The organism is Microvirga sp. 2MCAF38 (genome assembly GCF_052115485.1).
In the GTDB taxonomy this organism is placed as follows: domain Bacteria; phylum Pseudomonadota; class Alphaproteobacteria; order Rhizobiales; family Beijerinckiaceae; genus Microvirga.
In genome coordinates this window covers 1-21,210 of sequence record NZ_JBFRGU010000004.1, presented here as the reverse complement: position 1 = coordinate 21,210, position 21,210 = coordinate 1, and the positions used below count along the sequence as shown (strand labels likewise).

The 21,210-nt window shown below is 58.7% G+C and carries 23 protein-coding genes; 15 read left to right on the top strand and 8 right to left on the bottom strand.

The features are described 5' to 3' along the window. Window positions 1-23: 23 nt before the first annotated feature. Entirely contained in the window at window positions 24-746 is a 723-nt protein-coding gene (locus AB4072_RS09115; protein ID WP_441967322.1) for a maleate cis-trans isomerase family protein, read from the bottom strand. Window positions 747-797: 51 nt separating this feature from the next. Next, the gene (locus AB4072_RS09110) at window positions 798-2,390 is read right to left on the bottom strand and encodes an ABC transporter substrate-binding protein (RefSeq protein ID WP_441967321.1); all 1,593 of its coding nucleotides are present in this window, start codon (window positions 2,388-2,390) and stop codon (window positions 798-800) included. 161 nt (window positions 2,391-2,551) lie between these two features. On the opposite strand from AB4072_RS09110, the gene AB4072_RS09105 reads away from it, so the two are divergent. Continuing rightward, window positions 2,552-3,535, top strand: coding sequence for a LysR family transcriptional regulator (locus AB4072_RS09105; RefSeq protein WP_441967320.1), 984 nt, complete (start codon window positions 2,552-2,554; stop codon window positions 3,533-3,535). Window positions 3,536-3,631: 96 nt separating this feature from the next. Here AB4072_RS09105 and AB4072_RS09100 read toward each other — a convergent pair whose 3' ends face one another. Next, the gene (locus AB4072_RS09100; protein ID WP_441967318.1) at window positions 3,632-4,156 is read right to left on the bottom strand and encodes a hypothetical protein; all 525 of its coding nucleotides are present in this window, start codon (window positions 4,154-4,156) and stop codon (window positions 3,632-3,634) included. Between the two features lie 195 nt (window positions 4,157-4,351). On the opposite strand from AB4072_RS09100, the gene AB4072_RS09095 reads away from it, so the two are divergent. The 10 genes from AB4072_RS09095 (at window position 4,352) to AB4072_RS09050 (ending at window position 14,276) form a co-directional block, all read left to right on the top strand. After that, the gene (locus AB4072_RS09095) at window positions 4,352-5,032 is read left to right on the top strand and encodes a Crp/Fnr family transcriptional regulator (RefSeq protein WP_441967316.1); all 681 of its coding nucleotides are present in this window, start codon (window positions 4,352-4,354) and stop codon (window positions 5,030-5,032) included. Between the two features lie 142 nt (window positions 5,033-5,174). Continuing rightward, window positions 5,175-6,833, top strand: a complete 1,659-nt coding sequence (gene ccoN, locus AB4072_RS09090; RefSeq protein WP_441967315.1) for a cytochrome-c oxidase, cbb3-type subunit I — start codon at window positions 5,175-5,177, stop codon at window positions 6,831-6,833. An 11-nt stretch (window positions 6,834-6,844) separates the two neighbouring features. Further along, window positions 6,845-7,579, top strand: a complete 735-nt coding sequence (gene ccoO / locus AB4072_RS09085) for a cytochrome-c oxidase, cbb3-type subunit II (protein ID WP_441967313.1) — start codon at window positions 6,845-6,847, stop codon at window positions 7,577-7,579. Between the two features lie 11 nt (window positions 7,580-7,590). After that, the gene (locus tag AB4072_RS09080) at window positions 7,591-7,746 is read left to right on the top strand and encodes a cbb3-type cytochrome c oxidase subunit 3 (protein ID WP_441967312.1); all 156 of its coding nucleotides are present in this window, start codon (window positions 7,591-7,593) and stop codon (window positions 7,744-7,746) included. Between the two features lie 3 nt (window positions 7,747-7,749). Continuing rightward, complete coding sequence (gene ccoP, locus AB4072_RS09075) at window positions 7,750-8,634, top strand: cytochrome-c oxidase, cbb3-type subunit III (protein ID WP_441967310.1); 885 nt, start codon at window positions 7,750-7,752, stop codon at window positions 8,632-8,634. Window positions 8,635-8,768: 134 nt separating this feature from the next. After that, on the top strand, window positions 8,769-10,235 hold the full coding sequence (ccoG, locus tag AB4072_RS09070) for a cytochrome c oxidase accessory protein CcoG (RefSeq protein ID WP_441967309.1): 1,467 nt from the start codon (window positions 8,769-8,771) through the stop codon (window positions 10,233-10,235). Between the two features lie 10 nt (window positions 10,236-10,245). After that, window positions 10,246-10,755 carry a FixH family protein gene (locus tag AB4072_RS09065; RefSeq protein ID WP_441967307.1) on the top strand — a complete coding sequence of 170 codons (510 nt, stop codon included), beginning with the start codon at window positions 10,246-10,248 and terminating at the stop codon, window positions 10,753-10,755. A 20-nt stretch (window positions 10,756-10,775) separates the two neighbouring features. After that, window positions 10,776-13,010 (top strand): heavy metal translocating P-type ATPase, encoded by a 2,235-nt coding sequence (locus tag AB4072_RS09060; RefSeq protein ID WP_441967305.1) that lies wholly within the window; start codon window positions 10,776-10,778, stop codon window positions 13,008-13,010. Between the two features lie 4 nt (window positions 13,011-13,014). Beyond that, window positions 13,015-13,164: a cbb3-type cytochrome oxidase assembly protein CcoS gene (gene ccoS / locus AB4072_RS09055; RefSeq protein ID WP_441967303.1), complete on the top strand. Its 150-nt coding sequence runs from the start codon at window positions 13,015-13,017 to the stop codon at window positions 13,162-13,164. Beyond that, complete coding sequence (locus AB4072_RS09050) at window positions 13,161-14,276, top strand: hypothetical protein (RefSeq protein WP_441967301.1); 1,116 nt, start codon at window positions 13,161-13,163, stop codon at window positions 14,274-14,276. The genes ccoS and AB4072_RS09050 overlap by 4 nt, the downstream gene beginning before the upstream one ends. Window positions 14,277-14,353: 77 nt before the next feature. Here the strand turns inward: AB4072_RS09050 and AB4072_RS09045 are convergent, their stop codons facing one another. Together AB4072_RS09045 and AB4072_RS09040 are read right to left on the bottom strand one after the other, a co-directional pair. Beyond that, window positions 14,354-15,298, bottom strand: coding sequence for a dihydrodipicolinate synthase family protein (locus AB4072_RS09045; RefSeq protein WP_441967299.1), 945 nt, complete (start codon window positions 15,296-15,298; stop codon window positions 14,354-14,356). Window positions 15,299-15,879: 581 nt separating this feature from the next. Next, window positions 15,880-16,017: a hypothetical protein gene (locus tag AB4072_RS09040; RefSeq protein ID WP_441968094.1), complete on the bottom strand. Its 138-nt coding sequence runs from the start codon at window positions 16,015-16,017 to the stop codon at window positions 15,880-15,882. Between AB4072_RS09040 and AB4072_RS09035 the strand changes: the two genes are divergently transcribed. Continuing rightward, window positions 15,955-16,194 (top strand): hypothetical protein, encoded by a 240-nt coding sequence (locus tag AB4072_RS09035; protein WP_441968077.1) that lies wholly within the window; start codon window positions 15,955-15,957, stop codon window positions 16,192-16,194. The two genes, AB4072_RS09040 and AB4072_RS09035, sit on opposite strands and share 63 nt — an antisense overlap. 1 nt (window position 16,195) lies before the next feature. Further along, window positions 16,196-16,567, top strand: coding sequence for a hypothetical protein (locus AB4072_RS09030; protein ID WP_441967297.1), 372 nt, complete (start codon window positions 16,196-16,198; stop codon window positions 16,565-16,567). Here AB4072_RS09030 and AB4072_RS09025 read toward each other — a convergent pair. Together AB4072_RS09025 and AB4072_RS09020 are read right to left on the bottom strand one after the other, a co-directional pair. Continuing rightward, window positions 16,564-17,898: a GAF domain-containing protein gene (locus AB4072_RS09025; RefSeq protein ID WP_441967296.1), complete on the bottom strand. Its 1,335-nt coding sequence runs from the start codon at window positions 17,896-17,898 to the stop codon at window positions 16,564-16,566. The genes AB4072_RS09030 and AB4072_RS09025 overlap by 4 nt on opposite strands. Beyond that, complete coding sequence (locus AB4072_RS09020) at window positions 17,895-18,359, bottom strand: pyridoxamine 5'-phosphate oxidase family protein (RefSeq protein ID WP_441967294.1); 465 nt, start codon at window positions 18,357-18,359, stop codon at window positions 17,895-17,897. The genes AB4072_RS09025 and AB4072_RS09020 overlap by 4 nt, the downstream gene beginning before the upstream one ends. Window positions 18,360-18,528: 169 nt before the next feature. Here AB4072_RS09020 and AB4072_RS09015 point away from each other — a divergent pair, with 169 nt between their 5' ends. Continuing rightward, window positions 18,529-19,113: a hypothetical protein gene (locus AB4072_RS09015; RefSeq protein ID WP_441967292.1), complete on the top strand. Its 585-nt coding sequence runs from the start codon at window positions 18,529-18,531 to the stop codon at window positions 19,111-19,113. Next, the gene (locus tag AB4072_RS09010) at window positions 19,110-19,628 is read left to right on the top strand and encodes a Fur family transcriptional regulator (RefSeq protein WP_441967290.1); all 519 of its coding nucleotides are present in this window, start codon (window positions 19,110-19,112) and stop codon (window positions 19,626-19,628) included. Before AB4072_RS09015 ends, AB4072_RS09010 begins: the two co-directional genes overlap by 4 nt. A 547-nt stretch (window positions 19,629-20,175) precedes the next feature. Here the strand turns inward: AB4072_RS09010 and AB4072_RS09005 are convergent. Further along, the coding region (locus AB4072_RS09005) for a cadherin domain-containing protein (protein WP_441967288.1) at window positions 20,176-21,210 on the bottom strand (1,035 nt) is incomplete at its 5' end.

The window sequence follows — 21,210 nt, the reverse complement described above, 5'->3', positions numbered from 1 at the left end:
CTCGTTCCCTCAGTGAGCCGAAATCAGGCTACGGTCCAAAGCTTCCCGAGATTGGGGATCTGGTCGGGCAACCCGCAGGCCCGCAAGGCGCGCCAGAGCGTTGCTTGATTGCTCGATACCACCGGGGTGCGCGTGTCCATCTCCAGGTAAGGCAGCGTCGCGAAGGTGCGATAGGTGCCGCACGAGATGAGAATCGCGTCAGCGTTGCCTGCTTCCTTGAGCGCCTGCTTGCCGAGCCGGTAGGCACTGTCGGCATCGTGAACGCTGGCCTCGAACGGGTCCGTGATCTGGAGCCCGACCATCGACTTCACGGAGAAACCGTAGGCCTCCATGTAACTCGCCATCTTCCGGTTGACCTCATCGGAATAGATGGTTGCGACAGCCACAGTCTTGGCACCGAGCGCCTTCAGAGCATCCATCTGGGCGCCCATCATCGTGATGGCGGGGATGCCCGTGGTTTCCTTGATCTGAGCGCAGACCTCTTCGTCGTGGCCTAGGCCACGCAGGAAGGTCCCTGGTGCGCCACATTGAACGATCAGATCGACCTTGGCCGTCGCGAGCTGGCGTGAAGCTTCGAGCACTTGGCTCATCATGACCTTCAGGCCTTCATCGTCCACACGCGGCACGATCGTGCGCGCATCGGCGAATGCGACTCCCACAGGCGCAACGCTACGCCACTCCTCGGCACCCTCGATTGCGGTGGCAGGCCTCATCTGGCCAATCCGTGCGCGCCAACCCAGCATCATGTGACAGACTCCTCTCTTGAATTTCTGGAAGAACGTTGGACAACTGGGATGTCAGCGCACCCCAATCCTTGAGTAGTCGAAGAAGACGGAGCGGGCCGGAACGACACCCGTGACACGCGCGCGGAGAATTCGCGGCAGCTTGTCCTGATAGAGAAAGATCCAGGGGGCATCCTTCGCAATCAGATCCGCGGCCTGGCGATAGAGGTCGTTCCGCTTGGCCTCGTCGGGTTCCGCCCGCGCAGCTGTAAAGAGATTGTCGACTCCGGGGTTGTTATACCAACCGCGATTCACGCCGCCTGGCGGTTGTTGCGAACCGCTGAACATGCGCTCCAGCCAGTAGGTGCTATCGGCGCCGGTCGTCCATCCGTTGAAGGAGCCTTGCACATCATCCTTGTAGCCTGGGCCCTCGGTCGTCACGAGCGTTGCAAATTCCAGGAACTGCGGCTGCAGGTTGATGCCGACAGCTTTCAGGTCCTGCTGCAGCAGCGCGATAATCTGGGCCGCCTGCCCGAAGCCCGGTCCGCTGTTCGGCGCCAGGAGTTTGAGGACAACCGGCGTTGAGATCCCGGCTGCACTCAGGAGTTCCTTCGCTTTCGTCGGATCGTAGCGGTATGGATTGGCCGCCCGGTCGCGTGGCAATTCATTGCCGAGCGGAACGGGTCCCATTGCAGGCGTGACTTGGCCATCGAGCAACGCTGCCAGGCTGTCACGATTGACTGCATGATTGAGCGCCTGGCGGAACAACGGATTCTTGGTCAACTCCGAGCGGGTGTTAAGGCGCACGAAATATTGATTGGCGGGCTCGGGATACTGAACCTGCAAGCTCGGATCGACCTTCAGCTGAGCGACCTGTTGCGAACTTGCACTTGGAATGATGTCGATCTGTCCCGTCTGCATTCCGATCGCCATGGCCGTTGGATCGGTAACCGGACGGATGACGATCTGATCGACACCAGGCTTGTGGCCCCAGTAGGAAGAATTGCGAGACAGATTGAGTTGCTGCCCCTGCTGGAATGCCTGAAGCGTGAATGGACCCGTGCCGACAGGGCGAAGGCCGAGCTGATCGCCCTTGTTCTGCTCGAGCGCGCTCGGGCTGACGATGCTGGCGCGGCGATCACTCAACAGACGGGGCAACCCGGAGAACGGCTCCTTGAGGACGATCTGAAATGTTGATGCATCGACAACCGAAGTGCTTTTGATCCACCTCGTTAGGAACGTCATGTTCCCGCTCGCACGCGTGTCATATACGGGCGAGTCCTTGTCCATCATGCGGCTGAAGTTCAACTGCACTGCGGCCGCGTCGACGGGCTTTCCATCGTGGAACGTAACACCCTGACGAAGCTTCAGCGTATAGGTGAGGCCGTCCGGGGATACGGACCAGGATTCGGCGAGGGCGCCGACCAATTCGGGCGCTACTTCCGTCGGCTTACTGAGATCTTCACGAATAAGCGGATCAAAGATGGCGTCGATCACTCTGAGACCGGGAGTCCCGGTCATCCGGTGGGGATCGAGCGGCGGCACGGCGCCTTCGGATCCAATCACGATCGCCGCAGCGGAAGCTGAGGTGGACAATCCTACGGGCGCCAATAATAACGCAGACGCCAAAGCAACCGCCGTGCGGCGGGCAGTCATATAATTCAGCATCTCAGTTCCCTCTTCGAGCGGAACGTCTGCAATCGGCTTGCCGAACGCGCATTCCGTTACGTTCATTGAAACTTGACGCCGACGAATTATTCAAATTGAAATGTTTAGGTGATTAATTTGATCTCTTTATAAATTGATTTTTTCAGCAACTGGATGGAGGCATGATGCAAAAAATACCATCAAGCGAAACGAACGTGCATTCGCGCGCAAACTATAATGTAACGATAAAGCATCTACGGGCTTTTTTAAGCCTCGCCCAGCATCGCAGCTTCACTCGTGCCGCCATCGCACTTCATGCATCGCAGCCGTCGTTGACGATGACTATTCAACAATTGGAAGACATTGTGGGGTGCAACTTGTTCGATCGGACAACTCGAAATGTCCTTCTAACTCCCGAAGGAGAAGATTTCCTTCCTGTCGCGGAACGTCTCATCGTCGATTTCGATCTTGCTCTTGAGAACATCCGAGTCACAGCGTCGGCGCGCAAGGGGCGCGTTGGAATCGCCGTCGTCCATTCGGTCGCGACACGGATCATGCCGCGTGTTCTCGGCGGGCTTTTGTCCGCCTATCCAGGTCTTCATGTTCAGCTTCGCGACGGCAATTCGGCGGATGTCCGCCGCCGCGTGAGGCAGAACGAGGTCGATTTCGGATTCGGGAGTAAGGACGAAGAAGACACGGATCTTGAATTCAGTCCCCTGTTTCACGATCAGATGGGACTTCTCGCGCGCAACGATCACCCGCTGATCAAGTCCAAGAAGGCCCTGAAATGGGCTGATCTGAATGGATATGACTTCGTTGGCCTGACATCAGACACCGCAACCGGCCCCATCATTCGCCAGATCTCCCATCTTCCTCAGTCCGTCATCGCCCCTCGGTTCGAGGTTTCAACGAACACGACCTTATGGGCCCTTCTGGAAAGTGGGATCGGCATAACGACCGCCCCCGCGCTCTCTATCGAGAACAATCGAAACCAGACTCTTCGCTTCCGAGCCCTCAACGATCCGATCGCATGGCGTCACGTCTACGTTATTTCTCGACGAGGGCGGACTTTGACACCGATGGCCATTGAAATCCTGCGGCGCGTAAAGGCCGAAGTAGCCACCATTGCAAGCACGCACCAGCTCATTGAAGCCATAACCGTATGATTGTTGCGCGCCGAAAATGGCATTGAATATGCGCCGCGAGCCTCGTTGGAATTGAGACCTCAAGCATGGACCGCCTTCGATTAGGACGGCAGCTTGTCAGTCGTGATGGATAATGGAAGATGCTCGCTCATCGTCTTCCACTTCCCGACGCCGACTACGGCCGGAAAAGGTGATCGCGATCGGCGCGAAGTTGGGGACCGCCATGCCCTCCATGGTGGAAAGGACCTGCGCATTTCCCGGCAAGACGGGTACGTCGATCAACACAACCTTGCAAGCGAACCGGTCAGCCAGCTCCTGCACGCCGGAGAGCACTTTTTCATTCACCTCCGCGCCGGGCAGCCGCCCGACAATGAGATCAGTCACGCGCAGGCACGCATTGGAACGGCGATCCTGCTCCACTGCGTAGGCGAAGAGGGCGTGCATCACCCCGCGCCTGTCGCGCACAGTCATGAGTCCGTTCTGCTCAGGCTTGCGCCGGGCGAGGCGGCGAGCGAAAGCCAGCCAATCCTGCAAAGCCACTCCGGGGTCGAACATCTGGACTAGCGGATAAGCCAGATGTGCCTCTTTCGGTGACAGGGGAGCGACGTGAAACAGATCCTGCATGCCCAAATAATTGTCCAAAGAAGCGGCACCATCTCACGTGGCGAGATCCGCGACATTGATGCAGGTCAAGTGTGCACGCAGGTTGAACCTTGTCCGATAAATTGTGCTACTAAGGCCGCGGACAGGAGTAAGGTCACCTTGGAGCGAACTGGAACGGCAACACAGCGGACGCATTCTTCAGGGCCCGAGTCGGGCTGCCCGCATGGAGCTAACGTGAATTCCTGCACCGATTGCCGGGTGCGGGGAATCAGTGTCTGCTCGGCCTTGGAGCCGCAAGAGCTGTCCGAAATCGACTCCTTGAGCCACCCGACCACCTATGCCGCCAAGACCACCCTGTTCTCCCAGGACGAGCCGGCAAACGCGGTGTTCAATATCACCGAAGGCGTGGTGCGGCTCTACAAGCTCCTGCCCGACGGTCGTCGCCAGATCGTGGGTTTCGCGCTTGCCGGCGACTTCCTCGGGCTTGCCCTGCTCGATCATTACGGCGTCTCGGCGGATGCAGTCACAGACACCAAGGTTTGTCGCTTCGCGCGCAGTACATTCACGACGTTCCTGGATCGCAAGCCGCACCTTCTGCGCCGGCTGCACGAATTCGCCAGTCACGAACTCAGCCTCGCCCAGGATCAGATGGTTCTCCTCGGCCGCCGCACGGCGGATGAGCGCATCGCGGCCTTTCTCATGAGCCTGGTCGAGCGTTTCGCCAGAATCGGTCACACCTCGATCACCCTGCCCCTCCCCATGAGCCGGCAGGACATCGCGGATTTCCTCGGCCTCACCATCGAGACTGTCAGCCGGACCTTCTCGAAGCTCGCAAAAAGCGGCGCCATCGTCGTCGTTCCGGACGGCGTGCGCCTCACCAATCTCCCGCAGATCAAGGCGCTGGCGACCAAATAGGGCTGCTGCGAGGGCGGAGACGACCGCAAAGGAACGCCGCCCGCCATTTGACCTACATCAATGCCGTGCCCGGATTCTGCCCTTAGAGCCTCGTCTCAAGGGTGAAGCTAGTGCCTCGCCTTTGGAAGAAGGTTCGAGGCCCATGGCTCACGCGGCAACATCCCCAAAAAGCATGACCTTCGGCGAGGCGGGCTCCGCCCTCGCCTTCGCGGCGCTGGCAATGCTCTGCATCGTCATCGCAGCGAAGGCCCATACGCCGGAATATGCGTTCCACGCCTACCTGTTCGCCGCGGCCAGCGGTTGGGCGGTCTTCAAGATCGTGGACAGGTATTATGACCGTCCGCTCGACTTGCCGCCGCTCACGATCAACGGCAAGCCCAACTACAATATGGGCCCCGTGAAATTCGCCACGCTCATTTCCGTGTTCTGGGGCATTGCCGGTTTCACCATCGGCCTTCTCATCGCTTCGCAGCTCGCCTTTCCGGCGCTGAACTTCGACACGGCATGGCTCTCCTTCGGACGCATGCGCCCGCTGCACACGTCGGCGGTCATCTTCGCCTTCGGCGGCAATGTGCTGATCGCGACCTCGTTCTACGTGGTGCAACGCACCTGCCGGGCACGTCTCGTCGGCGATATCGCGCCCTGGTTCGTGGTGCTGGGCTACAATTTCTTCATCGTCATCGCGGGCACGGGCTATTTGCTCGGCATCACGCAGGGCAAGGAATATGCAGAGCCCGAATGGTATGCGGATCTGTGGCTCACCATTGTCTGGGTCACATATTTTCTGGTCTTCCTCGGCACGATCATGCGCCGCAAGGAGCCGCATATCTACGTGGCGAACTGGTTCTACCTCGCCTTCATCCTGACCATCGCGGTTTTGCATCTCGGCAACAACGCGGCGATCCCGGTCTCGATATTCTCGCCCAAGAGCTACATCGTCTGGGCGGGCGTTCAAGACGCCATGGTGCAGTGGTGGTACGGTCACAACGCGGTGGGCTTCTTCCTCACCGCCGGCTTCCTCGCCATCATGTACTACTTCATCCCGAAGCGGGCCGAACGTCCGGTCTATTCCTACCGGCTGTCGATCATCCACTTCTGGGCGTTGATCTTCCTCTATATCTGGGCCGGTCCGCACCACCTGCACTACACCGCCCTGCCCGACTGGGCGCAGACGCTCGGCATGACCTTCTCGATCATGCTGTGGATGCCCTCCTGGGGCGGCATGATCAATGGCCTCATGACGCTCTCCGGCGCATGGGACAAGCTGCGCACCGATCCGGTGTTACGCCTCATGGTCGTGTCGGTCGCCTTCTACGGCATGTCCACCTTCGAGGGTCCCCTCATGTCGGTGAAAGCGGTGAACTCGCTCTCGCACTATACCGACTGGACCATCGGGCACGTCCATTCCGGCGCGCTCGGCTGGGTCGCCTATGTGTCCTTCGGCGCGATCTACTGCCTCGTTCCGTGGCTGTGGAATAAGGAGCGCCTCTATTCCGAGAAGGCCGTGAGCTGGCACTTCTGGATCTCGACGCTCGGCATCGTTCTCTACATCACGTCGATGTGGGTCGCTGGCATCCTGCAAGGCCTCATGTGGCGCGCCTACACCAGCCTCGGCTTCCTTGAATACTCCTTCATCGAAACGGTCGAGGCCATGCATCCTTTCTACGTCATCCGTGCTCTTGGCGGCGCACTCTTCGTCGGCGGCAGCCTGATCATGGCCTGGAACGTCTGGAAGACGATCACCGCCGCAAAGGACATCACCGTCGATGCCGCCGAGCCGGCTCTCGTGGCCGCGGAATAAAGGAACCGATCATGTCTCTCTGGTCCCGTCACAAAATCTTCGAGACCAACTCGATCATCCTCGTCATCGGCGTGCTGATCGTGATCTCCATCGGCGGTCTCGTGGAAATCGTGCCGCTCTTCTATCTGAAGAGCACCATCGAGAAGGTGGAGGGCGTACGGCCCTACACGCCGCTCGAACTGGCCGGACGCAACGTCTATGTCCGCGAAGGTTGCTACAACTGCCATAGCCAGATGATCCGTCCCTTACGCGACGAGGTGGAACGCTACGGCCATTACTCACTCGCGGCCGAGAGCATGTACGACCGGCCGTTCCAGTGGGGTTCGAAGCGCACCGGTCCTGATCTCGCCCGCGTCGGCAATAAGTATTCGGACGATTGGCACCGCGATCACCTCAAGGATCCCCGCGCGGTGGTGCCCGGCTCCATCATGCCGAGCTACCCCTGGCTCACCGAGCGAGAAATCGATCCCGTTCTCGTCACCGACGACATGAAGGTTCAGGCCGCCCTCGGCGTGCCCTACACCGACGACATGATCGCGAAGGCGGCCTCGGATCTCAGAACCCAGGCGACGACGGACGATCCGGACGCGACGGCCCTCGCCTCCCGCTATCCCAAGGCGCAGTCGCGCGATTTCGACGGCAATCTTCAGCGTATCACGGAGGCCGATGCTCTCATCGCCTACCTGCAGATGCTCGGAACGCAGGTCGACTTTAAACTCTACGACAACAAGGCGAACATTCGCTGAAGGTGTGAGAGATGTTCGAAACCTACAAATCCCTCGCCGAATTCGCCCAGACCTGGGGGCTTCTCTACTTCGTCGGCGTCTTTCTCGCGGTCGTCGTCTATGCCCTCTCCCCTTCGCGCAAAAAGCGTTTCGAAGACGCTGCGCGTATCCCTCTCCGGGAGGATTGATCGATGGCCCACGACACGAAAGAACAGGTCGATGCCGTCACCGGCGTCACGACAACCGGGCATAGCTGGGACGGGATTTCGGAACTCAATAACCCACTCCCGCGCTGGTGGCTGTGGACCTTCTATCTCACGATCGTTTGGGCGATCGGCTATTGGGTCGTCTATCCCGCCTGGCCGCTCGCGGCCTCATACACGAGAGGCGTCTTCAACTGGCAATCGCGTGAAGCCATCGTCGGCGATCTCGATGCGTTGAAGATCCTGCGCGCGGGCATGACGACGAAACTTGCGCAGAGTTCGCTCGACGAGATCAAACAGAATCCCGAGTTGTTCGCCTTCTCGCGGGCGCAGGGCAAAGCAGCCTTCGGCGACAACTGCGCGCCCTGCCACGGCGCGGGTGGCGGTGGCGCCAAGAGTTACCCGAACCTCAATGACGACGATTGGCTCTGGGGCGGTTCTCTGGCGCAAATCGAGCAGACGATCCGCTTCGGCGCGCGCTCCACGAACGAGAAAAGCCATCAAGGCTCCATGCCTGCCTTCGGTCGTGACGGTATGTTGAAACGCGCTGAGATCTCGAATGTGGCGGATTATGTGCGTTCGCTCTCTGGCTTAAGCATCGAGAAGGGCGCGGACCTCGCGGCCGGGGCGAAGATATTTGCCGATAACTGCGCCGCCTGCCATGGCGACAAAGGCCAGGGCAATCGGGAGCTTGGCGCCCCAAACCTCTCCGACAAGATCTGGCTTTTCGGATCGGACAAAGCCACCATCATGGAGGGACTCTGGAACGGGCGAGGTGGCGTGATGCCCGCATGGCACGAGCGCCTCGACGACACGACCATCAAGGCCCTGACGCTCTACGTGCATTCACTGGGCGGCGATCAGAGGCACTGAGAACGCCCCGGATTATTGCAAGACAAAGCGGCTCGTGATCACCCACGGGCCGTTTTGCCGTTGATGCAGATCAAGGCGCACTTTCGTTTATCACCTTATTCGAAAGTCGAAACGAGTCGATTTCGGCGGAATCAATGGTTGACGCTTCCCTCGCCCCCAACCTCGCGACGTCATCGCCCGACGATGACGAGGCCCCGCTCTACGTCGCGCGCAAAGCCATCTTTCCGCAGGCGGTAAAGGGGCGTTTTCGCACGATCAAGTGGATCGTGCTCGCCATCACGTTGGGGATTTACTACTTCCTGCCCTTCATTCGCTGGGATCGTGGCCCAAATGCGCCGGGACAGGCGATCCTCGTCGATCTCGCCAATAACCGCTTCTATTTCTTCTTCATCGAGATCTGGCCGCAGGAAGTTTATTATCTCACCGGCCTGCTCATTCTCGCATCCCTTGCCTTGTTCCTGATGAATGCGGTCGCGGGGCGCATCTGGTGCGGCTATCTCTGTCCGCAAACGGTGTGGACGGATCTGTTCTATTCCATCGAGCGGCTGGTCGAAGGCGAAAAGCGCGACCGCATTCGCCGGGAGAAGGAAGGCCGTAGGCTCGAAATCTTTTCACTGCGCCTGCTGAAGCATTCCATCTGGCTGCTCATCGCTTGGTGGACCGGCGGCGCGTGGGTGCTCTATTTCGCGGACGCACCGACCCTCGTCAAAGAGCTCGCGACATTCCAGGCACCGATGATCGCCTATATCTGGATCGGTATCCTGACGTTCACGACCTACACGCTCGCCGGTTTCATGCGCGAGCAGGTCTGTACCTATATGTGCCCGTGGCCGCGCATTCAGGCCGCGCTGACGGACGAATACGCCCTCAACGTCACCTATCGCTGCGATCGCGGCGAGCCGCGCGGCTCCATGAAGAAGAACGAGGCCCTGCGCAAGGCGAGGCTTCCTGCGGGCGATTGCGTAGATTGCAACCAATGCGTCGCAGTCTGCCCCACCGGAGTCGATATCCGCAAAGGCCTGCAGCTCGACTGTATTCAATGCGGGCTCTGCATCGACGCCTGCGACAGCGTGATGGCGAAGATCGGACGCCCCACCCGCCTCATCGCCTACGATACCGAAATGAACGTGCAGGCGCGGATCGAGGGCCGCCCGGAGGTTAGGCGTATCGTTCGCGCGCGTACGCTGCTCTATGCAGGTCTCATCGTCCTCGTCGGCGCGATCATGGTCGCATCGCTCGGCATGCGCGAGCGGCTTGACCTGAGCGTCTTGCACGACCGGAACCCGATGTTCGTGCGACTCTCGGACGGCTCGATCCGCAATGCCTACACCATCCGCGTGGGCAACAAGCATCTGGACGACAGGCGCTTCACCCTGATCGTCACGGGGCTCGGGGCCGCGAAACTCGATATCGTCGGCGGAGAGATCGATGCTCAAGGCCGTGCCGTCCTTCTCGTCAAGCCGGACCAGACCCTCGAAGCGCGCGTCCTCGTGAGTTCGAACAACGATGGGCTCGCGTCCTCGACAAACCTTCTCTTCACGTTGACCGATCTCGCCAGCGGCGAAGCCGCCCATGCGAGCGACCATTTCAAAGCGCCTTGAGGTGAACACGATGCAAAACACCATCGCCCCGCAACGCCATCCACGCCCTCTCACCGGCCGCACTGTTCTGGTGTGCTTCATCGTCTTTTTCGGCACCGTCTTCGCCGTGAACGCGATCATGGTCCGCGCCGCGACCACGACGTTCGGCGGCGTGGAAACGGAAAGCTCCTACAAGGCCGGTCTGAACTTCAAGAATGACGTCGCTTCTGCTGAAGCACAGGACGCTCTGCATTGGAAAGTGGAGGCTATTCTCGTAGGGGACGGTGTAAAAACCCGCATGACGGTGACGGCGCGCGATGCGGACAGCCGCCCTCTCGGCGGGCTGACCATCGACGCGCGGCTCCACCACCCGACGGACAAGCGCCGCGATGTAGCGCTCGACGTCGCCGATTTCGCACCGGGACAGTTCCAGTTCGCCACGCCGCTTCCCCCGGGCCAATGGGATCTCATGATCGGCCTCAAGCGCGGCGAGGAAACCGTTTTCCAGTCCAGGAGCCGCATCACCGTCAAGAGCCTCTAGGATTGTCAGGAAGCGAAGCGATGGCCGAAACCCTCGATCTCTCGATCTTCGTCAAGCACGAAGACAACGGAACGGCGCATCTCGATCTCGCCATCGAGGGCATCGACTGCGCCGCCTGCATCGACGAGATCGAGACCGGTGTGCTGCGCCTACCCGGCATGGTGGATGCGCGTCTCAACTACACCAACCACCGCCTTGCCGTGGAATGGAAAGAGGGAGAGCTAGCACCCGCCTCTGTGGTGGAGGAACTGCGGCGGCTCGGCTATCGCGCACATCCCTTCCAGTCCCGCCTCGTGGAAGAGGAAGAGGCACGGCGCGCGCAGTGGCTTTTGAAATGCCTCGCGGTCGCGGGCTTCGCCTCTATGAACATCATGCTTCTCGCAGTCTCGGTCTGGTCCGGTAACGTTACGGACATTACCCCGGAAACCCGCGACTTCTTTCATTGGCTCGCCGCTCTCATCGCCCTGCCGACTGTGGCCTATTCCGGACAGCCCTTCTTCCAAAGCGCGATGAAGGCCCTGCGCAACCGGCGCACCAATATGGACGTGCCTATCGTTATCGGCATTCTGCTGGCGCTCACCATGTCGGTCTTCGAGACCCTGAACCATGCCGAGCACACCTATTTCGACTCGGCGGTCATGCTGCTGTTCTTCCTGCTTTGCGGCCGCTATCTCGATCAGTCCATGCGTCGCAAAACCCGCGCCGTCGCGGGCAACCTCGCCTCATTGAGAGCCGAAGTCGCGCACCGACTGGACGAGAGAGGTGAAATCGTCCTCGTTCCCACCGCCGCGCTGAAAGCCGGCGACCGCGTTCTCGTGCGCCCGGGCGAACGCATCGCCGTCGACGGCGTCGTTCTTTCCGGCTTGTCCGAAATCGACGAGAGCCTCGTGACGGGCGAGACGACCCACCGCGCCACCCGCGCGGGCGATCAGGTCTATGCCGGGAGCCTCAATTACAATGGCACGCTGACGCTGCGCGTGGCAGCCGCAGGCCAAGGCACGCTTCTCGACGAGGTCGAGCGACTTCTCGGAAATGCGGCAGCGGCGAAGTCGCGCTATGTACAGCTCGCCGACCGTGTAGCCCGCGCCTATGCGCCCGTGGTGCATGCGGCGGCGGCGCTGACGGCACTGATCTGGATCGCAACCGGCGCATCCGTTCATGATGCCATCATCACCGCAATCGCCGTCCTCATCATCACCTGCCCCTGCGCGCTGGCGCTCGCAGTGCCGGTCGTTCAAGTCGTAGCATCCGGCGCGCTCTTCCGCGCTGGCGTGTTGCTCAATGCAGGCGACGCTCTGGAGCGACTTGCAGCCGTCGATACAATCGTTTTCGACAAGACCGGCACGTTGACGCTGCCCGATATGCAGATCGTCAATAGTGCCGAAATCGCGCCCGATCTTCTCGCAGCCGCCACGCGAATCGCTCAGTCGAGCCACCACCCCCTCGCGACAGCGCTGGCCAGGGCGAGTGGTGCGCATCGCCCATTTGAGGATGTCGTCGAAGAACCGGGACAGGGCGTTCGCGCCATCGTCGGCGGTGCGGAGATGCGACTCGGTTCGCAAACCTTCTGCGGCCTCGACCATCAGGCCCGTGAGGCAGCGACGCTCCATCCCGATTGCTCGCTCATTGCTTTCGCCTGGGGCGACAGACACGCTATCCTGCTCGTCCGTCAGGCGCTGCGCCCCGATGCGGTCGCCGTTGTGGACGCCTTGCACGCGAGCGGCCTCGATTGTCGCATTCTCTCCGGCGACAGGCCGGAAGCGGTTGCCCCGATTGCCGATGCACTTGGGATCATCATGTGGCGCGGAGGTGCAAAGCCCGCCGACAAGATCGCGGTGCTTGAGGAACTCAAGACGCAGGGCCGCAAGGTGCTGATGGTGGGCGATGGGCTCAACGATGCGCCCGCGCTCGCAGCAGCCCATGTCTCGCTCTCCCCAATCTCGGCTGCCGATCTGACGCAGGCGCAGGCGGACGCCGTCTTTCTCGGAGATCGCCTCGCCCCGGTTCTCGACACCGTCGAGATCGCAAACCGCGCGCATCGCCTCATGCGGCAAAATCTCTGGCTCGCACTCATCTATAATATGATCGCCGTGCCCCTCGCCTTTCTTGGCTATGTCACACCGCTCGTCGCAGCGCTCGCCATGTCCGGCTCGTCCACGCTCGTAACGTTGAACGCGTTACGTGCGCGGAGAAAGACAATCACGGCAGAGCCGATCGCATCGCGTCGCTCCCAACTTTTCATTCAAGGAGCCTGACCTCATGGATGTGTTGATCTACCTAGTTCCCATGGCGCTCCTTCTCGGTCTCACGGGGCTTGCGGCCTTCATGTGGTCTTTGAAGAGCGGCCAATATGACGACGTGGAGGGCGCGGCCGTGCGCGTGCTCTCGGACGACGATATCCGTCCGTGACGGCTTCCACCTCGATACCGCGCGCAGGCCAACTCGAATGCGTTTGCGGACCCGGCGCACTCGGCGAAGGATCGTCGGATCGCAGCGGCATCGCGCTTCTCGCCATCGCCTTTGCATTTTCGATCCTGTCGCAGATCTTTACTTTAAGCATTCTACCGCTTGCAGGGCTCGCGTTTGCGCCGAGCAAAGGGATCGCGACCCTGCCTTACGCGGCCTTCTACGCGGGAGCGGCCGTCGCGAGCTTGCCGGCATCGCTCCTGCTCGATACCTTCGGTCGGCGCGCCGCCTTTTCGCTCGGCGCCAGCCTCGGTGCAGGGGGCGGTTTGGTGCTCGTCTGGGCACTGGTGAATTTCCATTTCGGTGCTCTGGTGCTCGGTGCGTTTTGGCTCGGAATCGCCAGCGGATTCAGCTTGTTCTATCGCCATGCTGCGGTGCCCATCGGAGCTAAGGGAACGAGCGCGACCCTCATCGTGTTCGGCGCGGCCACCGTCGCGGGGCTCATCGCGCCGACCATCGGCGTGACCGCTGAGACATTTGCAGCGCCGCGCGAATTTGTCGGCCTCGCCGCCGCGGCCGCCTTCGCCCATGTGGGTTCGCTCATCGCCACCGCAGCCCTGCCCTATCGACGAATTCGCGAAACGACGGATGAAGCGAGAGGCTTGCATGGCTGGCGTGCGATTGTTCTGCCAACCGCCATCGGCGCTCTGGCGTGGTTCGTCATGACGGGGCTTATGGGCGCGACCCCTATTGCGATGGTCGGCTGCGGTTTGTCCGATGCGGTCGCAGGCACCATCGCCTGGCATGTCATGGCGATGTATGCCCCCTCGCTCGTTCTTCTTACTTTCCGCAATGCCGTGAAACCGCTCGCCGTGGTTATCGGCGGCGCGCTGCTTCTGGCCGGCGCCGCAATGGTCTTTGCCCTGTCGAGCAAGGTGGCGGGCTTTTCCGTCTCCGCGGTTTTCCTCGGCATCGGCTGGTCGTTGGTCACGCTCGGCACGACCCTATGGATTCACAGGGACGGCCGCCCTTCGCGATGGCTCTTGGGGCTACACGACGGAGCTCTGCTTAGCGCGACCCTTCTCGGTGCGCTCGCGGCGCAAGCTTTTGCGTGACGACACGAAGCGTTGCGGCGAGTAGGGCGTCGCCTCGGTAGAACCTTTAGATCGAAGCTCAACCCAATACATATCATTTAAGCGGTTTTGACAGGCGCAAGGTTGGCTCGCGGATCGTGGCGTGCCACGCGGGAGAGCAGAAACTCGATCTCAGACTTTGCCGTGACTGTCAGCGCGGTACCGGGCTTGCGCTGAGCATCGGACGAGAGGATGCCACGCCGCATCATGACATATTTGCGGACGGCAAGTCCGATCCCCTGCTGCTGCTCATAACGCATGAGAGGCAGATGTGCATCGAAGAGGTCGTGCGCGGCATCGCGCCGACCTTTCTGGGAAAGGGAAACCACATCCGCAAGCATGTCGGGGAAGGCGTATCCCGTCATGGCTCCGTCTACACCGCGCTCCATCTCGAAATCGAGAAAAAGCCCACCGTTGCCACACAGAATTGAAATGGGTCGCAAGGATCCATCCTTCTGAAAACCCCGTAGCGTCGAGATCTTCTCAAGACCCGGCCAATCTTCGTGCTTGAGCATGACGCACGAAGGATTTTCCACGATGATCCGCCTGATCACATTCGGCGTCATGACGACGCTCAGTGTCAGCGGGTAATCTTGCAGGACCCATGGTACACCCTCACCGATCGCCTCGACCGCTTGGCGGAAATACGCGACAATCTGATCATCCGTCCTCAGAGACGGGGTCGGTGCGATCATGACACCGGCAGCCCCCGCGGCCATGACCTGATGCGTCAGGGATTTCATGGCGGCAAAGCCCGGTGCGGAGACGCCGATCACAATTGGAATCTTCGAGCGGCGAATGACACGGGTAGCGATCTTCAATGCCTCCTCGGCATCGAGTTTAGGCGCCTCTCCCATGATGCCCAGAACCGTGATCCCCGTGCAGCCAGCCTCGGCATAGAAATCCGTCATACGGTCAAGCGAGGTCTCGTCGACACTGCCATCGGCATTGAAGGGCGTCGGCGCGATTGCGTATACGCCGTTGGCTTCGGGGGTGAGTTTCATAGCAGATCTCCAATTCAAACGCTGAGCCGTCAGACATCACTGTTCGGCTCTGACCATGGTGTAAAGCAACTTCTGGCCAGCTACTCCTTGCTACCTGAGGATGTGAATGAGGCGATGAAGTACTTCTGGAATATCAGATGATGCCCATCGGCAGGAATGCCGTGAACACAGCTCCGCCGATTCTATCGGATGCGATGCGCTCATCGCGTCCCACCACAGGTGGCATTACCACGAGAAGAGACACTCCGATGACGATGAGAAGTTGCAGCCAGATGCGCCTTGTTCATTTCGCCCTCGACCGGATGACTCCACCGTCGATGCGGATAGCTGGGTCGCACCGTCGGCGACAGAGAGGAATCTCGAGCACTTTGTATGATCCACTCCCTAGAAAGGACTTCTCTCGGCTGATGGTCGCGACGAGAACCAAATGTCCGTGCCTTGTATTTCCAGGAATTAGGAACCTTGAAAGGACCTTTTAGGAAACATTTAGGAACGAGAGTCCGAGGATCGTCTAAAGTGCGTAGTTGAAAGTTAAATCGCTTCTGCAGGAAGTAGTCATGGCGACTTGTTCTAACGTTACATTAGAATACGCTGCTCCATCCGGCAATGGCCCGGTAGGCCTGATCCTTGCAAAGCATCTCAAGAGGCAGGGTCTTATTACGGTTATCTTCGAGCAGAGCGGCGATATCGGTGGCCGATGGAATTCCGACACTGCGCATAGTGTCGTCTGGCCTGAGCTGCGCGCGAATACGAGCCGCACCACCACCCAGTTCAGTAATCTAAATCATGCCACGGGCACGCTGACCTGCCCTAGAGCGGCCGGAGTAAAGGCTTACCTGAAGCGATACGTCGACGTGCAGTTGCGCCCACGGGCGCGATCGATTCTGGAGTCATAGGATGAAGGTTCTCATTATAGAGGACGATCCATTCATTGGGTTGAATCTTGAATGGATCGTGGAGGCAGAGGGCCATGAGGTCGTCGGTATCTTCAGCTCCACGTGTTCTGCCAGAGACCAGCTCGATCGTGACTTCGATTATGCTCTACTCGATGTCGACGTGATTGGCGGAAAGACCTTCGATATTGCCCTCGAACTCCAACGCCGGGGAACTCTCTTCGCATTCGTGTCTGCGTCGGACCCTGGCGAGTTGCCTGCACCTTTGAGTGCCGCCAGCTTTATATCCAAACCATTCGCTGATGCTGCGATCCTCGAGTTGCTCAAAAAGGCTTCGCCTGCACACGGGAACTGGAGCTCCTTAGATAGCCACTAACCGACGCGATCTAATAACGGGGTTCCATACAATTGGAGTCGGATTCTACCGCGGCCGGCGCGAACGAGTTTCACAGGACTCTCCTTGTCTTCCAGCCGACGCCGGAGAAGAAGAAGTCTCGTCTCCAGATTGTCCTTGATGTCAGGCAACCGAAGCGCGGTCGAAAGTCGAATTTCGCGATTTGTGAATTCGTCTCGCCCCTCCCGTTGATAACCATCGAGCATAAACATCAGCAATCTGCCCGCAACGCCCTTGATGATGTAGTCGTTGTCGATGAATACGCTGTTATCGAAATCGTGATACGTTACACGGAAAGGCCTTCCCGTCGACGCAGCACCCAGCTGTGGTGGTTCGGGTGCGTGCGCTTCGGCCACGAAGCTGTCCGCCAGAACCAGAGAAGCCGCTGCCTGGCGCGCAACAATTGTCAGGGCCGCCTCGTCTTCAGTCGTAAAGGCGAGACGCTCTCTGCTCTCAGCAAAGAGGACGCCGTGGATTGTCCCCTGCACGATCATCGGGACACCTATTTGGCTCATGGCGTCCGGCATGCCCGGCAACGCGATCATCCGATTCACGTTCTCGTCGTCCGACGATTCACGAACCGCATTGGCGAACCGCTCAACGCGGCTCATGTCACTCACTTTTATAAGGCGCCCATCGGATACGGCTCCGCCAATGACGCCCTCACCGACAGGTACTTCCGATCCAATACCCGTCCACTCGTAACCACGGCTTCCCAGAGTGGTCAAAACTCCACGCGACGCGTCGTGGAGAAGCATTAAAGTGTGCTTGTATCCGAACTGCTTGCTCAGACCGTTGAGAACGGCATCGACGATGTCATCCACCTCATCTTGCCGTGCAATAGCGTCTACGAGTATTGCCGCACTCGCCAATGGAGACGATTTCGATACGGCCGATGACAGGGGCAACTCGACAGGAGAAGGAACCTTATGAATCGCATCGACGCGATACACGTCGAGCCCTCGAAGCTCCATGATCCCCGCCATTCCGACTTGAGCGCTGGTCGCGTGCAGCTGGGACCTAACGTGTTCAAACAAATTCCCGGCACTAATTCCTTCTATAAAAGTTACATCAAGTCGAAACTCTTCATAGTAGCGCCCATCAACCAACAAGAGTGCGGCCCGCGGATTGACGCTAATATTAGCGGCGGTTTTCGAAAAGAACTGATTGGACAGCGCTACGTGGTGATCGTCGACCATCACGACGTGTGAAAGATAAGAAATGTTGGGCGTCCCATTCGCGTCCACTGTCGCGACAATCGAAGGAATCACACCTTCAAAACAGGTCCTCAAGTCAGCAAGGCGCAATGTCACGAGGCAGCGTCCTTCAACTGCCCGGCTTTTGCTCCGGGTGTCTGCACATAAACAGCATCGACGACGAGACGGACAACGACCGCTTCACGGTTCGTGAACCAGGGCATGAACGCCACCTCCAATCCGAGACCTCCCATGACACTGTTCATCATCGCTGTGTATCGCTCAGACGATACGATGTCGTCCGCGGTGGCCGTCCGAATTGTAGCGGTTCCTTTCAGTTGATAGGTGACGTAATCGGACGGTCTCACAAACGTGACGGCTGCTCGGCCGTTCGCTCGCAAATTCTCGACACTCCTCGGCCACTGCCAGGATGAGAGTACGAGCTCAACAGCGTCAGCGCCTGCGTCCACGGCGGCGCCCACACAACGCCCGATTTCGGCTCGCTTCTGGTCATCGGCAGTACCGATGATGATCATGGCCGGGCCGGCCAGAAATGTCGCCAAGTCGTCGTCGATCAATATCGGGAGCCTCCCCACGCGATATCCTAACACAATTAGTATTTTTTTAGCGAGCTATTAGTGAGCTCTTAAGAAAGCCGAGGTTGGCCGGCATCCTCTCTTTTTCATATAATAACTATACGAACGAGAAACAATATTTCGTTCGCGATCGAAAATACGGAGTCGCGAAGTGCTAAACATATTGCGAGCCAACGGCCGGTGTATCGATCAATGTTATCCTATCAATCAAATTGCTGCTCCTATTCCTAGGAATGCAATTCAACGCCAGAAGACCGACCCGAAACCTGAAGCCGTCGATGTCGCAGGACTGTTCTTTTTTATAATTTGCTTTTGGGGCGCGGCGTTGACTTCTTCATTTAAGTCGGTCGATGGGCAGCTCGACAGCGAAAATTTTTCCGCTTTCGCCACTCTGCTTTTGCTGATGAAGTTGATTGCGTCGGGGATGATTATTTTTCGCGGTTTCCCCCGTACCAGCATTCTCGTTTTGTTTGTATGCGTGCTGTGTGAACTTGGCGTCGCTCTTTGGCCGAGTCTGCAGTTATCCGATGTTTCGATTCTGAAAACAGGCGACATTGCGATGCAATTAATCTCGCTTTCGGCGTGGGGATTCTGTGTGCTGAATTCCGCTCAGAGCGCGAAGTCGAATATTTTGATGCTACTCCTCGAAGAGGCTGAGGACATAGAAAAGAAGCAAAAAAGCTGGCGATACAACTACCCTCAGCGCAACTTGGGTCGAAGCGGGACAACGTTATGAGCAAAAACTCGAAGAAAGACGTCCAGTTGGGCGAGGCGAGGGAGTTTTGCCTTGAAAAGGGACTCAACTTTACGCCAATGCGTCAATGGGTCTATCGTGAGATCGCGATGCATGGGAGCCTCGGTGCCTATGAGATTGCCGATCACCTAAGTTCCGGTGGGCTCCAGATAAATGCGGTCAGCGTATACCGGGCATTGGAGTTCTTGATGGAGGCCGGCCTCGTCTATAAGATCAATTCCCACAAAAAATATGCAATTTCACCGCTCAATGACATCGACGCGTCGAACACGATTAGCGTTGTTTTGGTTTGCACGCAGACAGGTGCCGCGATGAAGTATAGCTCTGCAGCTTTAGCCGAATGCATTTCGAGAATGGCCACCGAAATTGGTTTCAAAATAAGTCGTGCAGTTGTGGAAGTTGAGGGTGACGGACGTTCCATGATGCCGCAGTTGCCCGAGACACGGGAAGTCAAATTGCAGTCAAAGGGCTCGAAGTTAGACAGGTTCCCTATTTGACACCGACGTCACCCCCCGCAGGCGCCGATACCGGCATCGATTTGCTGTAGTCGATCACGCCCAGGTCCGCGCCGGCGTCGATGCTATCGGAACCTTCGGACCAAAAGATGATATCATTTCTTGCACCGCTCTTCAGCGTATCGTTAGTGTTGCTGCCGCGGATCGTATCGCGCCGCCGCCAGTCGTGACAACCGAGTAAGTACGTCTTCCTCACCATTGCAACCTCAGCCCGCACAACGAAAATCGTTCCGACTGGCGAGGAATGGGGAGGCGCGTGGAGCATCGCACAAAGCGCCCCCATTTTCTCACTGGGCCGATGCGTCTCGGGAGCGCCCTTGCCCGCATAGCGGCGAGGTATCGCAAGTTCCGCACAAACGAGTCTGTGGCCGCTTGCAGACGCTCAACTTCGGCAATCGATAGGCCGATATGAGCCTCGGTCCGTTAGGCTAGAACTTGATCGTGTCTCTTTGAAACGCGATCAAGTTCTCGATTCCGTCTTGCCGCATGATCGGGCGAAGAACCGGTTTCCAATTGTTCTGATCATGCTCTAAACGATAAAGAATTCTTTGTGATTGAACTTGACCACCTTCGTCGTTTTGAAAATCGCGACGGCCTTTCCGGCACCGTTACCATCGGCGTCGTAGTACAAGGCTTTCTTCGCGGGGTCGTAGATCAAATAATCATTCGCATCCTGGGCCTTGTCGCCAAAGGTGAAAAATTCTTTTTTGAGCTTGCCCGGCTTCAACGACGTGCCCTTACCGAGTTTCTTGAAGATGGCGTTATCAAGCCAAACGCTGTCATCTTTCACACCATAGTCTACGATCTTATCGACGTTCGTTTTGCCCAACTTGGTGTCAAAGGCGAAGATATCCTTGCCGCTGCCGCCCGTCAGGAGGTCGTTCCCGGCGCCACCGTAAATCGTATCGTTTCCGGCATCGCCAAAGAGTTGGTCTTTGCCCAGCCCACCATACAACGCGTCATTGCCGAGATTTCCTCGCAGGATATCGTCTCCGGCATCGCCCTTGAAAATATCGTCGAAGACAGAGCCGTTGGTGGATTCGGGACTCCAATCGGAAACACCAATCGTGAGAGTTTGTTGCGAGATGCCGCCCTTACCGTCTGAGGCAAGAATGGTGATGTCATGCGATATCGCCTGCTCGTGGTCGAGCTTGTAGCCGTTAGCCACGACAATCGAATTTTCCTGCAACGCGAAGCGCCCGCCGGCGCCGTCGCCGACCAACGTATAGGTCAACTTATCTCCGTCACTGTCAGTCGCACTCAGCGTGCCGACAGTCGCTCCTTCTTCGGCAAGCTCGCGGACCGTGGAACTTGAAAGAACGGGCGCGGGGACGTGATTGACCGGCGCATCGGCGGCCGCAATGGTGAACACGTAGTCCTTCGTCGGCCCGACCAGCGAACCGTCATAGGCCACCACGTGCAGCGTCTTCTGGCCGGCATCCGTCCCCACTACGGCGCGCGTCGTCGTAATCTGGCCCGTCTGCGCATCGATCTGGAACAGGCCGCTCGCATCCGTCGTCAGGCCTGTATCCGCGAACTTGTACAGATTGTTGCGCCATTCCGG